The 14096-nt window shown below is 62.3% G+C and carries 18 protein-coding genes and 1 tRNA gene; 8 read left to right on the top strand and 11 right to left on the bottom strand.

Annotated elements, in window-relative coordinates:
- The first annotated feature begins 216 nt into the window (after positions 1 to 216).
- A complete protein-coding gene (locus ACFPOU_RS18735) occupies positions 217 to 663 on the top strand; it encodes a hypothetical protein (RefSeq protein WP_379724731.1) in 447 nt (148 codons plus the stop codon).
- Between the two features lie 147 nt (positions 664 to 810).
- Positions 811 to 1218, top strand: coding sequence for an integrase core domain-containing protein (locus tag ACFPOU_RS18730; protein WP_379724728.1), 408 nt, complete (start codon positions 811 to 813; stop codon positions 1216 to 1218).
- A gap of 166 nt (positions 1219 to 1384) precedes the next feature.
- Here the strand turns inward: ACFPOU_RS18730 and ACFPOU_RS18725 are convergent.
- From ACFPOU_RS18725 to petA, 6 genes are all read right to left on the bottom strand, one after another.
- Positions 1385 to 1460, bottom strand: a tRNA-Thr gene (locus ACFPOU_RS18725).
- A 27-nt stretch (positions 1461 to 1487) separates the two neighbouring features.
- Positions 1488 to 1973, bottom strand: a complete 486-nt coding sequence (locus ACFPOU_RS18720) for a ClpXP protease specificity-enhancing factor (RefSeq protein WP_379724725.1) — start codon at positions 1971 to 1973, stop codon at positions 1488 to 1490.
- A gap of 234 nt (positions 1974 to 2207) precedes the next feature.
- Complete coding sequence (locus ACFPOU_RS18715; RefSeq protein WP_056342583.1) at positions 2208 to 2819, bottom strand: glutathione S-transferase N-terminal domain-containing protein; 612 nt, start codon at positions 2817 to 2819, stop codon at positions 2208 to 2210.
- 98 nt (positions 2820 to 2917) lie between these two features.
- Positions 2918 to 3679 carry a cytochrome c1 gene (locus ACFPOU_RS18710; RefSeq protein WP_379724721.1) on the bottom strand — a complete coding sequence of 254 codons (762 nt, stop codon included), beginning with the start codon at positions 3677 to 3679 and terminating at the stop codon, positions 2918 to 2920.
- Between the two features lie 26 nt (positions 3680 to 3705).
- Positions 3706 to 5121, bottom strand: a complete 1416-nt coding sequence (locus ACFPOU_RS18705; protein WP_379724718.1) for a cytochrome b — start codon at positions 5119 to 5121, stop codon at positions 3706 to 3708.
- Position 5122: 1 nt separating this feature from the next.
- On the bottom strand, positions 5123 to 5737 hold the full coding sequence (petA, locus tag ACFPOU_RS18700; RefSeq protein ID WP_379724715.1) for a ubiquinol-cytochrome c reductase iron-sulfur subunit: 615 nt from the start codon (positions 5735 to 5737) through the stop codon (positions 5123 to 5125).
- Positions 5738 to 6071: 334 nt separating this feature from the next.
- Here petA and mscL point away from each other — a divergent pair, with 334 nt between their 5' ends.
- Genes mscL through ACFPOU_RS18680 form a run of 4 tightly spaced genes read left to right on the top strand, consistent with a single transcriptional unit; the run spans position 6072 to position 8792 of the window.
- Positions 6072 to 6506 (top strand): large conductance mechanosensitive channel protein MscL, encoded by a 435-nt coding sequence (gene mscL, locus ACFPOU_RS18695; RefSeq protein WP_379724712.1) that lies wholly within the window; start codon positions 6072 to 6074, stop codon positions 6504 to 6506.
- Between the two features lie 3 nt (positions 6507 to 6509).
- Positions 6510 to 7697, top strand: a complete 1188-nt coding sequence (locus ACFPOU_RS18690; protein WP_379724707.1) for a Do family serine endopeptidase — start codon at positions 6510 to 6512, stop codon at positions 7695 to 7697.
- Between the two features lie 18 nt (positions 7698 to 7715).
- A complete protein-coding gene (locus ACFPOU_RS18685; protein WP_379724704.1) occupies positions 7716 to 8408 on the top strand; it encodes a DUF2461 domain-containing protein in 693 nt (230 codons plus the stop codon).
- A 9-nt stretch (positions 8409 to 8417) separates the two neighbouring features.
- A complete protein-coding gene (locus ACFPOU_RS18680; protein ID WP_379724701.1) occupies positions 8418 to 8792 on the top strand; it encodes a cupin domain-containing protein in 375 nt (124 codons plus the stop codon).
- Positions 8793 to 8830: 38 nt separating this feature from the next.
- Here the strand turns inward: ACFPOU_RS18680 and ACFPOU_RS18675 are convergent, their stop codons facing one another.
- From ACFPOU_RS18675 to ACFPOU_RS18655, 5 genes are all read right to left on the bottom strand, one after another.
- Positions 8831 to 9847, bottom strand: a complete 1017-nt coding sequence (locus ACFPOU_RS18675) for an NAD(P)H-dependent glycerol-3-phosphate dehydrogenase (protein ID WP_379724698.1) — start codon at positions 9845 to 9847, stop codon at positions 8831 to 8833.
- A 25-nt stretch (positions 9848 to 9872) separates the two neighbouring features.
- Positions 9873 to 10316: an SH3 domain-containing protein gene (locus tag ACFPOU_RS18670; protein ID WP_379724695.1), complete on the bottom strand. Its 444-nt coding sequence runs from the start codon at positions 10314 to 10316 to the stop codon at positions 9873 to 9875.
- Between the two features lie 164 nt (positions 10317 to 10480).
- Positions 10481 to 10939: a protein-export chaperone SecB gene (secB, locus tag ACFPOU_RS18665; RefSeq protein WP_379724692.1), complete on the bottom strand. Its 459-nt coding sequence runs from the start codon at positions 10937 to 10939 to the stop codon at positions 10481 to 10483.
- A gap of 168 nt (positions 10940 to 11107) precedes the next feature.
- Positions 11108 to 11371 (bottom strand): glutaredoxin 3, encoded by a 264-nt coding sequence (grxC, locus tag ACFPOU_RS18660; RefSeq protein ID WP_379724689.1) that lies wholly within the window; start codon positions 11369 to 11371, stop codon positions 11108 to 11110.
- A gap of 22 nt (positions 11372 to 11393) precedes the next feature.
- Positions 11394 to 11795 (bottom strand): rhodanese-like domain-containing protein, encoded by a 402-nt coding sequence (locus ACFPOU_RS18655; RefSeq protein ID WP_379724686.1) that lies wholly within the window; start codon positions 11793 to 11795, stop codon positions 11394 to 11396.
- Between the two features lie 119 nt (positions 11796 to 11914).
- Here ACFPOU_RS18655 and gpmA point away from each other — a divergent pair, with 119 nt between their 5' ends.
- Together gpmA and ACFPOU_RS18645 are read left to right on the top strand one after the other, a co-directional pair.
- Positions 11915 to 12661 carry a 2,3-diphosphoglycerate-dependent phosphoglycerate mutase gene (gene gpmA / locus ACFPOU_RS18650; protein ID WP_379724683.1) on the top strand — a complete coding sequence of 249 codons (747 nt, stop codon included), beginning with the start codon at positions 11915 to 11917 and terminating at the stop codon, positions 12659 to 12661.
- A 3-nt stretch (positions 12662 to 12664) separates the two neighbouring features.
- Positions 12665 to 14092 carry a murein hydrolase activator EnvC family protein gene (locus ACFPOU_RS18645; RefSeq protein WP_379724680.1) on the top strand — a complete coding sequence of 476 codons (1428 nt, stop codon included), beginning with the start codon at positions 12665 to 12667 and terminating at the stop codon, positions 14090 to 14092.
- Positions 14093 to 14096: the final 4 nt, after the last annotated feature.

The following is a 14096-nucleotide window of genomic DNA, read 5'->3' as shown; positions in this document are numbered from 1 at the left end:
CAGCGCGGCACCGGCCGCGATTACCTGGCTTACGCCCATTGACTGCCTCCGATAGCCGCTCGGCAAAGCCGTAGCGCAAGTGGAAAATTGTCCAGCGGCTACGTTACCTCGGTGTCGCCAAAGCGAAATTGATGGCAGTCAATACGTTTCCCTGAGCCATGTCTACAGTTTTCCTGACTGCAGTTTTATCGAACCGCTTTGATAGGTGGACCTGACATGCCGAAAAACCTGAAACGACATGGGCCAGCGCACGCCGGAAGTGCCGGCCCGATCATGCTTGGCCGTCGTTCGTCGCGGAGGCCGGCGGACGATGTTATCGATGTCGCCCCGGCGCTGGACTGCAGCCGGGTGACGACCCTTTTCGGCCGACCGTATCCGGTCCAGTTCCGCAACCAGGGCGCGATCGACGCTTGGACGAGAGCGCTCGGGAGCACCGAGGTCTGGCGCCGCTGGCAAGATCCGGGCACGCTCTGCTGGAGCATCAGGCAGGAGCTATCGTGGCAGTTGGGGCACATGCATCCCATGTCTCTTGTGCCGAAGGAGGAGACCGAGAAAGTAGCAGCGAATCGCCGTATGCTCGCAATCGAAGTCAGCACGAACCTGAAATACCACTTGAATAAGGGGACGGTGATCGAGCCACGCCAGCGCTGGAAACACTGCTGACGAATTCGGACGTGGACCTCAGCCTGCCAATGAGCATCGTGGCGCCACCTTATCGAGCCCAGTATCTGCGCTTCGGCGAACCCCCTGTGCCAATATATCTTGAGACACCTACCCGATTAATTTAGAGTACAGCGGTAGGTTCCCAACATGCACAACCGAAAGCATCAAATTAGCAATCCTGTTGAACCCAGCAGTCCAGCCACGCCAGCGACCCGTCCCGATCCCGAGGTCGTTCCGACCGCCAAGCGGCGCACCTTTTCCAACGCCGAGAAGCTGCGCATTCTTGCCGCTGCCGACGCCTGCCAAGCCCGCGCCCACTGCGCGACCTTCTTCACCTGGTACAACCGGCAGCACCGCCATTCCGGCATCGGGATGACGACCCCGGAAAGCGTCCATACCGGCCGTGCCGCCGAGATCCGCAAGCTGCGCCAGGCAACGCTCGAAAGCGCCTACAAACGCACGCCGGGCCGCTTCAAGCACCGCGTACCGCGACAGGCCAAGCTGCCGACAGCAGCGTGGATCAATCCACCAGCCACAGAGAAAAAAGCAGTCTGAACAAGAGAGTTAGACTCTCATAATTCCACGAGGTGTTTCAAATTCATTGACACGTTCCGGAGTCTACTGCTTCTGTCGACTCGGCTGTGAACCTACATAGTGCCTACATGAAGTTCATAAAAGCAAAAAGCCCAACCAAAAGGTTGGGCTAAGTGCTTGATTTTACTGGTGCCGGCTGCCGGTTTCGAACTGGCCACCTGATGATTACAAATCAACTGCTCTACCAAATGAGCTAAGCCGGCGTAATCTGTACGGCAAGAATTATAACGCTATTTAATCCTGGTCAACGTCGGGCGACCGCCTTTTTTAGGCGGCTCATCGTCGCCGTCGGGCGAATGCGACACCGCCGGCGCCTGCGTCTCACCGGCCCGATCCGGCACGGCCGACAGGGTCGGGGCGCTTGCCGCCGGCTCTTCTGCCGTCGTGGGCAGCGCGGCTGCGGTGGTGCTGACGTCGAACGCCATGCCCTGGCCGTTTTCGTTGGCGTAGATCGCCAGCACGTTCTGCACCGGCACGTAAATCTCGCGCGAGACGCCGGCAAAACGGGCGCGGAAGTGGATCGCGTCGTTATCCATCTTGAGGCCCGACGTCGCGCCATAGGCAATGTTCAGGATGATCTCGCCCTTTTTGACGTATTCCATCGGCACTGTCGTAGCTGCATCGACCTTGACCGCGAGATAGGGCGTGAAACCGCTGTCGGTGCACCATTCGTAGAGGGCGCGCAGCAAATAGGGCTTGGTGGAGATGTCAGGCATGTGCAGATGAGTTAAACAGTAGTCCTTCAAGGGGCGGCGATCGGATACGCCACCGCAGCCACATGCATTGCCGCGGCGCGCTGGCCGGCGCACGCGCGTGGCAGATACGAACGCATGTAGCAGCTTACTGCGGTTTGTCAAACGACGTCGCAACACTGGCAAGTGAAACGGCAAACCGCAGGCAACAGGCGGGTGCGGGTGCCGCGCACGGCCGCACCCGCTGCCGGACGCGCTTTAGCGGCGCATCACCTTTTCCGACGGCGTCAGCGCTTCGATGTAGGCCGGGCGCGAGAAGATGCGCTCGGCGTACTTCATCAGCGGCGCCGCAGTCTTCGACAGTTCGATGCCGTAGTGGTCCAGGCGCCACAGCAGCGGCGCGATTGCCACGTCGAGCATCGAGAATTCGTCGCCGAGCATGTACTTGTTCTTCAGGAAGAGCGGAGCCAGCGTCGTCAGGCGATCGCGGATTTCAGCGCGTGCCTTGTCATGGGCCTTTTCGTTCGTCTTGTTGCGGTCGCTTTCCAGCACGTGCACGTGGACGAACAATTCTTTTTCAAAATTGAACAGCATCAGGCGGGCACGGGCGCGCATGAGCGGGTCGGCCGGCATCAGCTGCGGATGCGGGAAGCGCTCGTCGATATACTCGTTGATGATGTTCGATTCGTACAGGATCAGTTCGCGCTCGACCAGGATCGGGACCTGGCCGTAGGGATTCATCGTCGAGATGTCTTCCGGCTTGTTGAACAGGTCGACGTCGCGCACTTCGAAATCCATGCCCTTTTCGAACAGGACGAGGCGGCAGCGCTGCGAGAACGGGCACGTGGTGCCGGAGTAGAGAACCATCATGGTTGGCGTTCCTTAAGAAACAAAGGGGTGAAGCGCCGAGCGACTCACCCCGAAAAAATAATTGCCCGTATTATAGCCAAGCGGGCAATGAAAACGAATTACTTCAGATCTTTCCAGTAAGAGGCATTCAAGCGCCAAGCCAGGAAAGCGAATATTGACAGGAAAATCAACACGATAGCACCGAGTTTCTTGCGGGTTCCTTGCGCTGGCTCAGCCATCCAACTGAGATAGGCAACCAGGTCGGCCGTCGCGGTGTCGAAGTCCGCCGACGACATCGTGCCCGGTGCCACCTGCTCCCAACCGGCGAAGGCATGGATCTTCTTGCTGGCGTCGTGCGGATCGGCCTGCTCCACCATTTTCGGGATACGGACGCCCTGCATCTGCCACATCACATGCGGCATCGCCACGTTCGGCATGACCATGTTGTTCCAGCCGGTCGGACGGGTATCGTCCTTGTAGAAGGTGCGCAGATAGGTGTACAGGTAGTCGGCGCCACTGCCCGCCGACGACGACTTCGCGCGCGCGATGACCGACAGGTCCGGCGGCGCGGCGCCGAACCATGCCTTGGCGTCGTCCGCGCGCATCGACGTCTTCATCAGTTCGCCCACTTTGTCGGCCGAGAACAACAGGTTGTTCTTGATCTGCTCGTCGGAGAGGCCCAGATCGCGCAGGCGATTGTAGCGCATGGACGAGGCCGAATGGCAGTTGAGGCAATGGTTGACGAACAGCTTGGCGCCGTTTTGCAGCGAAGCCATGTCGCTGCGTTCCGGTGCGCGGTCGAGCGGAAAACCGCCTTCGCTGGCGAATACCAGTCCCGGCACCAGGGCCAGGACCGCAATCAGTTTCTTCGTGAAGTTCATGTTTGTCCTTGAGCTTGAGCCTGTGATCAATGCGGATGGAAGGTCACGCGCGTCGGCACCGGCTTGAACCGGCCGGCGGCGCTCCACCACGGCATCAGGAGGAAGAAGCTGAAGTACAACAGCGTGCACACCTGCGAAATGATCGTGTAGGCCGGCGTCGGCAGCTGGGTGCCGAGGTAGCCGAGGGCGATGAACGACAGGCCGAACAGCATGTAGACCCATTTGTGCCAGTCCGGACGGTAACGGATCGAACGCACCGGCGAGTGATCCAGCCAAGGCAGCAGGCCGATGATCACGACCGAGGAGCCGAACAGCACCACGCCCCAGAATTTCGCTTCCAGCACCTGCGGCAGCATGCCGATGATCAGGATCAGGGCAATGACGGCGACCGCCGCCTTGGCCTTGAACGACAGGCGCGATTTCATCCAGATGAACACGACATACAGGGCGATGGCGCCCATCAGCACGTACATGAAGTCGGCCGTGGTGGCGCGCAGCACCGAGTAGAAGGGCGTGAAGTACCAGGTCGGGGCGATGTGCGCCGGCGTCTTCATCGAATCGGCCGGGATGAAGTTGTTGTACTCGAGGAAATAGCCGCCCATTTCCGGCGCGAAGAAGACGACTGCCGAGAAAATCAGCAAGAACATCGAGACGCCGAACAAGTCTTTCGTCGAGTAGTACGGATGCGACGGAATCGCGTCGAGCGGGTGGCCGTCAGGGCCGATGTGGTCCTTGATTTCGATGCCGTCCGGGTTGTTCGAGCCGACTTCGTGGAGCGCGATCAGGTGCGCCGCGACCAAGCCGAGCAGCACCAGCGGCAGGGCGATCACGTGGAAGGCGAAGAAGCGGTTCAGGGTCGCGTCCGAGACCACGTAGTCGCCGCGGATCCACAGCGACAGGTCCGGGCCGATCACGGGAATCGCGCCGAACAGGTTGACGATCACCTGCGCGCCCCAGTACGACATCTGGCCCCATGGCAGCAGGTAGCCGAAGAACGCTTCGGCCATCAGGCACAGGAAGATGGCGAAACCGAAGACCCAGATCAATTCGCGCGGCTTGCGGTAGGAACCGTAGAGCAGGCCACGGGTCATATGCAGGTAGACGACGATGAAGAAGGCCGAGGCGCCGGTCGAGTGCATGTAGCGCACCAGCCAGCCCCACGGCACTTCACGCATGATGTATTCGACCGAGCCGAAGGCAAGATTCGCGTCCGGTTTGTAATGCATCGTCAGGAAGATGCCGGTAACGATCTGCAGCACCAGGATCAGCATCGCCAGCGAGCCGAACAGGTACCAGATATTGAAGTTTTTCGGGGCGTAGTACTTGCCCCATTGGTCGTTCCAGAGTTTCGACAGCGGGAAGCGGTCGTCGACCCAGGCCAGCGCCTTCTGGCCGGCCGGCGCGTCGGCCGGCAATTTCGTTTCCTTGAATGCGGCGCCCATGTTATGCCTCGCCTTTCTCGTCTTTGCCGATCACGATCTTGTTGTCGGACAGGTACATGTACGGCGGGATGTCCATGTTCGTTGGTGCCGGCTTGTTCTTGAACACACGGCCGGCCAGGTCGAAGGTCGAGCCATGGCAGGGGCACATGAAGCCGCCCTGCCAGTCATCCGGCAAGTTCGGCTGCGCGCCCGGCGACAGGCGCGAAGAGGGCGAGCACCCCAGGTGCGAGCAAATGCCGACGGTAACGAGCACTTCCTTGTGCTCGGGGCGCGCGCGGAATTCGTTCTTCGCGTACTCCGGCATGTCGAGCTGGAAGATTTTTTCGGACTTGGGGTCGGCAACGAGCGCGTCGTTCTTCGGCAGGCTGGCGAGCATTTCCGGCGTGCGGCGCAGGATCCATACCGGCTTGCCACGCCACTCCACCACTTTCATCTCTCCCGGCTTGACGTCCGAGATGTCCACTTCGACCGGAGCGCCGGCAGCCTTGGCCCGCTCGGACGGTTGGAAGGTACTGACCAGTGCACCTGCAGTGGCCACACCGACGACGCCGCCCGCTGCGCATGTCGCAACGAGCAAACCGCGCCGGCCTGAATCGACCTGCTTTTCATTACTCATACCCAACCCCACTCCGTGAAATTACGAATCTTGAGAATCAATTAAGAGCTTGCAGCAACACAAAATTATATGTGAATGGCAATCTTTATTGGAGAAAAAAATAGCGCGTGTGTATCGGTGGTAGCATGCGCGTCCCGCAAGGCGGCCGGTTTGGCCTGCCTGACGGGGCGTAGCGTGTCCATCGGCGGGCGAGGCCGGCGGGGTTCGCGGCATGCGATCGCGCCTCCCGGCCAGGCCAGTCTTGCCCTCCCGACCCGGAAAGCATGATGTGCGCCGACGAAAAGCGCTTGCGGTATCATCATCCTGGTTAATTCGATAACCCGAGGAGTGCACGATGTCGATGATGTATGAGTTCAGGCAATTTGCTCTGCGCGGCAATGTCGTCGACCTTGCGGTCGGGGTGATCATTGGCGGCGCATTCGGGCGCATTGTCGACTCACTGGTGCAAGACGTCATCATGCCGCCAATCGGCAAAATCTTCGGCGGCCTCGATTTCGCAAACTACTATATACCCTTGAATAACCAGGCGACAGGCCTGGCACTGGCCGAGGCAAAAAAAGCGGGCGCCGTCATTGCCTATGGCAATTTTCTGACGATCTTGCTGAATTTTATTATCCTTGCATTCATCATTTTCCAGATGGTGCGCCTGATGAACCGCCTGCGCGAGCGCGTCGTGCCGGCCCAGGCAGCGGCGGCGCCGGCTACCCCGGAAGACGTCCTGCTGCTGCGTGAAATCCGCGACGCCCTGCGCCACACACCGCCAAACTGAGCCGTGAAAGACGACCTCGTCACCCTCCGTCCGGCATCGCCGTTTCGCCGCCTGTGGCTGCTGTTTGCCCAGGTGGTGACGGTTGCGCTCGCCTTGTATTTCGTGGTGGCGGCACTGCGCCCGGACTGGCTGGGACGCCCGCCCGTGCAGGTGCCCGTCGGTCCCGGCGCGCGCGCGGTGCCGGTGCTGCAGGCGCCGCCCGGTCCGCCCACGGCGAGCTACCGCGAAGCTGCCGGACGCGCCATGCCGGCCGTGGTCAACATCCTCACCAGCAAGACTTCGCGCGAAGCGCATCCGATCCTGAAAGACCCGTTCTTCCGCCGTTTCTTCGGCGACCGCCTGCCGCCCGAAGAGCAGATGTCGAGCCTGGGGTCGGGCGTCATCGTCAGCGGCGAAGGCTATATCATCACCAACTTCCACGTTGTCGAAGGCGCCGACCGGATCGAGGTGGGCCTGGCCGATGGCAGAAAAGTCGCCGCGCGCATCGTCGGCACCGATCCGGAAACAGACCTCGCCGTGCTGCGCATCGGCGAACGCAACCTGCCGGTGATGGTACTGGGCCAGCCGGACAATGCGCGCGTGGGCGACGTCGTGCTGGCGATCGGCAACCCGTTCGGCGTCGGCCAAACCGTCACCATGGGCATCATTTCAGCGCTGGGACGGAATAACCTGCACATCAACCTCTACGAGAATTTCATCCAGACCGATGCCGCCATCAACTTCGGCAACTCGGGCGGGGCGCTGGTCGACATCCAAGGCAATTTGTTGGGAATCAATTCAGCGATCTATTCGCAGACCGGCGGTTCGATCGGCATCGGCTTTGCCATTCCCGTCTCGACCGCGCGCACGGTGCTCGAATCGATCATCAAGCATGGGCAGGTGGTGCGCGGCTGGATCGGCATCGAATCGCAAGAGATCACGCCGGAACTGGCCGACAGCTTCGGCCTCGGGCGCCAGAGCGGCGCCATCATTGCGGGCGTCGTGCGCAACGGCCCGGCCGACCGCGCCGGCGTGCGCCCGGGCGACATCCTGCTCGCTGTCGAAGGCCAGAACGTCAAGAATACCGGCGAGATGCTGAACCTGATCGCCCAACTGGCGCCCGGCACCAAGGCGCGCTTGAAGCTGTTGCGCCAGAACCGCGAGTCGAGCGTCGATGTGACCGTCGGCAAGCGGCCACGCCCTTCCCCGTAACCCCTCCCTGGACTTTCCATGCACCTGCGTGACTTGACGCAATTTCTTAGCGAGCTAAGCGAAAACAATACCCGTCCCTGGTTCATCATGAACAAACCGCGCTACGACATCCTGCGCGAAGAGTTCCTGGCCGTAGTGACCGAACTGATCCGGGAGCTGAGCAAGTTCGACCGCCTGGTCGCCGGCGTCGACCCGAAGAAGGCGATGTTCCGCATCAACCGCGATATCCGCTTTTCGAACGACAAGACCCCGTATAAAACACGCTTTTCGGCCGGCATCACGCCCAACAACAAGCGCCGTCCGAGCGAAGGCGGCGGCTCGACCTATTATTTCCAGATCGACGGCAAGGGCACGCTCGGCATCGGCGCCGGCGAATACCTGCCGCCAACGGCGCGCCTGAAAGCCATCCGCGAACACGTGGTCAACGATGCGACAGGTTTCGCAAAAATGTTAAAGAATAAACACTTACGCGCGACCTATGGCGACCTGCTGGACGAAGACAAGCTGCAGCGTCCGCCAAAAGGCTTCGATCCGGGACACCCGCATATCGAGCACATCAAGCTAAAAAGCTTTTTCGTGTGGACGGAACTGCCGCTCAAGGCAAACGATCCGGATGCGCTGGTGCCGCGGCTGGCGCGCGGATTCGAGGATGCCTTTGCGCTGGTCACTTGGCTGCGCGGGGTGCCGCACACGCATGAAGACATTGAATAAGGAGGCGACATGGCCTTGCAACACGCAGCATCGGGCGAACGGATCGCCTTGCGACGCGACGAAGACGACATTGCCAATTTCACGTCGATCGCGCTGGCGAAGACCGAGCACATGGAACTGATCCGGCTGATCGTCCCCAAGGACAAGCCAATGCCGGAACACCGGGTCGAAGGGGAGGTAACGCTGCTGTGCCTGGAGGGCGAAGTCGTCGTCGATGCCCATGGCCGCAGCGTCGTGCTGCGTCCGAACGAGATGCTGTTCCTGGCCGGCGGCGAGCCGCACGGGATCCGCGCCAACGACGATGGCGTGGTCCTGATGACGATCCTGCTGGGGCCGGTGCGCAGCGGAGGGCCGACGAATGCGGCGCGCGGTCAAGCCGCTTAAAGGGAAAAGGGTGGGCACGGCGTGCCCGCCGCTCACCGTCAAGCCAATTCGTTGCGCGGATCGCGCGCCAGCAACTGTTTCGCCATCTCGGCTGCGTCATAGCCGTCGAACAGCACCGCCGCGACCGCATTCGTGATCGGCATGTCGACGCCGAGCCGGGCCGCCAGGTCGCGCACCGCTTTCGAGCACGGCACGCCCTCGGCCACGTGGCCCAGTTCGGCGACGATGGTCTCCAGCGGTTTGCCTTGCGCCAGCGCCAGGCCCACGCGCCGGTTGCGCGACAGGTCTCCGGTGCAGGTGAGGATCAAATCGCCCATTCCCGTCAGCCCCATGAAGGTACTGGCCTGGCCGCCCAGCGCGAGCCCGAGACGGGTGATCTCGGCCAGGCCGCGCGTGATCAGGGCGGCACGTGCGTTCAGACCCAGTCCCAGGCCGTCGGCGGTACCGGTGGCGATCGCCAGCACGTTTTTCACGGCGCCGCCGACCTCCACGCCGATCACGTCGTCGCAGGCATAGACGCGCAGGTTGCCGCCGTGCACCGTGGCCACGACGCTGTCGCGCAAGGCCTTCGACGTGGACGCCACCGCCAGCGCGCAGGGCAGGCCGCGCGCAACTTCCTGCGCGAACGACGGGCCGGACAAGACCGCGGCCGGTATCGCATCGCCCAGCACTTCGCGCACCACCTGGTGCGGCAACAAGCCGGTGCCGTATTCGAACCCCTTGCAGAGCCAGACGACGTTCGGGATGTTGGTTCTCCCCTTGAGCTGCTCGAGCAAGGGGCGCAAGCCGGCGACCGGACAGGCCGCGATCAACAGCGGCGCCTCGTCTGCGCCGGCATGCTCGACATGGGCCAGGGCTTGCTCGAAATCGGCGCTCACGCGCAGGCTGTCGGGCAGGGGCTGGCCGGGCAGGTAAGTGGTGTTCTCGCGCGCGGCGGCGGTCGCGGCCATCTGCGCGGGATTGCGGCCCCAGAGCAGCACGTCGTGGCGGGCGGCGAGGGCGATGGCGACCGCCGTACCCCAGGCGCCGGCGCCGAGGACCGTAATCTTGTTCATTGTCTTGGTTTCTTGCATGTTGGATTCAGATGCCCCAAATCTCGGCAGCACGCACGAAGCCGGCAATGCCGTCCTGGTGGCGCACCCGTACCCACTCGCCCGCTTGCGGATCGCTCAGCTCGAGCAGCACGCCCTTGTCGGCCGTCATGAGGATGGCGGCATGGTCGTCGGGCGCGGCGCGCACCCTGGCCGAGAGCGCCTTGACGACGACATTGCGGCGTGCCGACAGGCCTTTCGATTCGGTCCAGGCCAGTTCGCCATCGGCGTCGCGCACCTTGACCCAGTCGCCGTAGCGGGCAACGATCTCGACCGGCATGCCGCGCGGCGCCACATAGCGCTTGGCGCCTTTGACCGAGGGCGCGTCGTACAGCACCACCGAGGGTGCGCCGACGGAGCGGAAATCGGCCGCGCCGGCGCTCGTCCATGCCAGCATCAGCAGCACGGTGGCGAAAAATCGGGAATTGGTCATGGCAGGGCCTCGGGCTGAAGTACGAGTACTTAGTCAAACCAGACGCCAATATGGCAGGAAGGGCATCCGCGCCGCGCGTTTCAAGATCAACAAGGCGCGGCAAGAATGCCCAGCACGACTCGCGCCAACCGGCATCGTGCCGACTGGCTGAGCTAAGGGTGGATTTAGTTTGACGGCGCGGCGGCGGCTTCGGTCATCGCCTGGCGACGCTGCTGGTAGAACACTTCGAAGTTGATCTCGGCCAGGTGCACTGGCGGGAAGCCGGCACGGGTGATCACGTCGGCGATGTTCGCGCGCAGGTAAGGGTAGACGATGTTCGGGCAACCGATGCCCAGCAATGGGTCCATCTGGTCGGCAGGAATGTTGCGCGCCTCGAAGATGCCGCCCTGCTTGCCTTCGACCAGGAAAGCAACCTTGTCCTTGACCTTGGCGGTCACGGTGATCGTCACGGTCGACTCGTAGATACCATCGGCGATCGCTTCAGCGCCAACATCCAGCGAGACCTCGATGGTCGGGGCTTCTTGCTCGAGGAAGATGGCTGGGGAGTTTGGTTGTTCCAGCGACATGTCTTTCAGGTAGACGCGTTGGATTTGGAAGACTGGTTGCAGGTTTTCGTCAGACATGGAACGCTTTCGTTGTGAAGTAAAAAGGGACGGCCAGGCGCCGCCCCCGATGGGCTTGGAGTCAAACGCAACGGCAATTGTATCAAAATCAATTTGGATGCAATAGCTCCGGCGAGGGGGACTCCGAAAGACCCGCCTCCCGCCCCGCGTGGCCTGCCAATGCGTGGTTTATTCGCCCTGGAGCAGGCGATCGAGGCGGCCCGCCTGGTCGAGTGCGTACAAGTCGTCGAAGCCGCCGACATGGGTTTCGCCCACATAGATTTGCGGCACCGTGCGGCGGCCGGTCTTTTGCATCATGATCTGGCGCTGTTCCGGGTCCAGGTCGACCCGGATGCGTTCGATGTCGGTGATGCCCTTGCCTTCGAGGAGGCGTTCGGCGCGCACGCAATAGGGGCAGCTGGCGGTGTGGTAGAGGACGACGTGAGCGGTCATAATGTTTCCTTCGTATCTAGATTTACTTGGTTACCGGCAAACCGGCAGCCGTCCAGGCGGTCATGCCGCCTTCCAGGCTGAGTGCATCCTCGAAGCCGGCCGCCTTGAGCTGGCGCACCGCCTTGTCGGCGCGGGCGCCGGTCTGGCAGACGATGACGAGGGTGCGGCCTTTCGACTTTTCCAGTTCGCCGATGCGATTGCGCAAGTCTGCCAGCGGAATGTTTTTCGCGTCGCGCATGTGCCCAGCGGCAAATTCGTCGGCGCTGCGCACGTCGAGCACGGTGGTCTTGCCGCGGTTGATGAGCTGGGTCACTTGCAGCGGGGAGGCGCGGCGGCCCTTGGGCGCCAGGGCTGGCCACAGCAGTGCGCCACCGGAAACGACGGCAATGGCGACGATGAAGATATTATCGAGGATGAATTTCACAAGGCTTCCAATGGTTGAACGCAATCCGCGCATTATAAAATAGAAGCCGGACTGAAATATTTTTGGGACCTGGGCAGCGTCGCGAGTCACCCTTTTGCAATTTTTTGATAGAAGAGCTTATGTACAAAATCGTATTCATGCGCCACGGCGAATCCACCTGGAACCTGGCCAACCGTTTTACCGGCTGGGTCGACGTCGACCTGACGGACAAGGGCATCGACGAAGCCAGGAACGCCGGCCGCGCGTTGCGCGACGCCGGTTTCGCCTTCGACCTGGCCTATACCTCGGTCCTGAAACGCGCGATCCGCACGCTCTGGCTGGCGCTCGATGAAATGGACCAGATGTACCTGCCGATCAAGAACGACTGGCGCTTGAACGAGCGCCACTACGGCGCCCTGCAAGGCCTGGACAAGGGAGAGACGGCCGCCAAGTACGGCGACGAGCAGGTGCTGGTCTGGCGCCGCAGCTACGACACGCCGCCGCCGGCCCTCGACGAACACGACCCGCGTGCCTCCTTCAGCGACCCGCGCTACGCCGGCTTGCCGAAGACGAGCATTCCGCTGACCGAATGCCTGAAGGACACCGTCGCGCGCGTGATGCCGGCCTGGGACGACGAGATCGCACCGGCCATTCGCGCCGGCAAGCAAATCCTGATTTCGGCCCACGGCAACAGCCTGCGCGCCCTGATCAAGATGCTCGACAACATCAGTGACGCCGACATCGTCGGCTTGAACATCCCCAACGGCCAGCCGCTGGTCTACGAGCTCGACGAAAACCTGAAGCCGATCCGCCACTACTACCTGGGCGACCAGGACGCGATCGCCGCGGCGGTGGCGGCCGTGGCGAACCAAGGGAAGGCAAAGTAAGTCTTGCGTTTTCCTATCGAGAAGTCGGCCGCCGGCATCTTGCTGTGCGGCTTGCTGGCCCTGTCGGTGGCAGGGTCGGCCGTGGCCGCCAAGCCAACCGAACGCAGCCGTCAAAAAGCGGCTGCCGAAGCCCAGCGCGCCGGTATCCAGCAAAAGCTCACGGCGCTGAAAAAAGAAATCAGCCGCACCGAGAGCGAAAAAGAGGACGTGGCCGACACCCTGGCCGAGTCGGAAGAAAAAATTTCGGACGCCAACCGTGCCCTGCGCGACCTGTCCCAGGAAACCCTGGAAACCAATGTGCGCCTGCAAGACCTGGCGACCGAGCAGGAGCGCCTGGCACAAACAATTGTTAGTCAAAAGAAACAATTGTCTGCCCTCTTGCGCGAGCACTATGTGGCCGGCAATGAAGACCGCATCAAACTGCTGCTGTCAGGCGATAACCCGAACCGGATCAACCGCGATTTGCAGATGATGGCCTATGTATCGCAGGCCCAGGCGAAACTGCTGGCCTCGCTGAATGCGAACCTGGCGCAAGTCGAGGACAACCGCGAGAAGGTCGAGAACGCCAAGGTCGAGCTCGAGGAAATCGCCCAGGAGCAGCGCGACCAGAAAAGCGTGCTCGAAAAAGAAAAGGCAAGGCGCGCCGCCTTGCTCGGCGAACTGTCGAGCAAGCTGGTGGTCCAACGCAAGCAGGCCGACAGCCTGCAGCGCGACGAGCAGCGCATGAGCGGCCTGGTCGATCAATTGACGCGCCTGATCCGCGAACAAGCCGAGGCCGAACGCAAGCGCCAGGAAGCGCTGGCCGCCGCCCGTGCCAAGGCCAGGCTCGAGGCCGAAGCGGCCGCGAAAGCGCGGGCACTGGCGCGCGCCGAGGCCAAGGCCGAGCGCGACCGGTTGGCGCGCGAAGCGGCCAAGGCCGGCAAGCCGGCGCCCAAACCGCTGCCGCCGGAACCGGAAGAACCGAAGGTGGCCGAGCAGGCCCAGCCGGTCGAGCGCACGCCCGACATTTCGCTGGCGCCCGCGGCCCCGGCCGGCGCGTTTGCCGCCATGAAGGGCCGCCTCGCTGCGCCGATCAGCGGCAGCATCGCGGCGCGTTTCGGCGCCAAGCGCGGCGGCGACGGTCCGAGCTGGAAAGGCATGTTCATCAAGGCGCCGGAAGGCACCGAAGTACGCTCGGTGGCCGTGGGCCGCGTGGTGCACTCGGGCTGGATGCGCGGCTTCGGCAACCTGATCATCATCGACCACGGGGGCAGCTACCTGTCGATCTATGCCAACAACCAGACCCTGCTGAAACGCCTGGGCGACGCGGTGCGGGCGGGCGAGCCGATTGCGAGCGCGGGCAACACCGGCGGTAACGAAGAATCGGGGCTATACTTTGAACTCAGGCATCTGGGTAAAGCCTTCGATCCGGCAAGCTGGGTCAAATTCTAGGGGC

Source organism: Massilia jejuensis (assembly GCF_042656795.1).
Classification (GTDB): domain Bacteria; phylum Pseudomonadota; class Gammaproteobacteria; order Burkholderiales; family Burkholderiaceae_D; genus Telluria; species Telluria jejuensis.
Note: the sequence above shows the minus strand (reverse complement) of the source record. Positions and strands in the feature narration are given on the sequence as shown.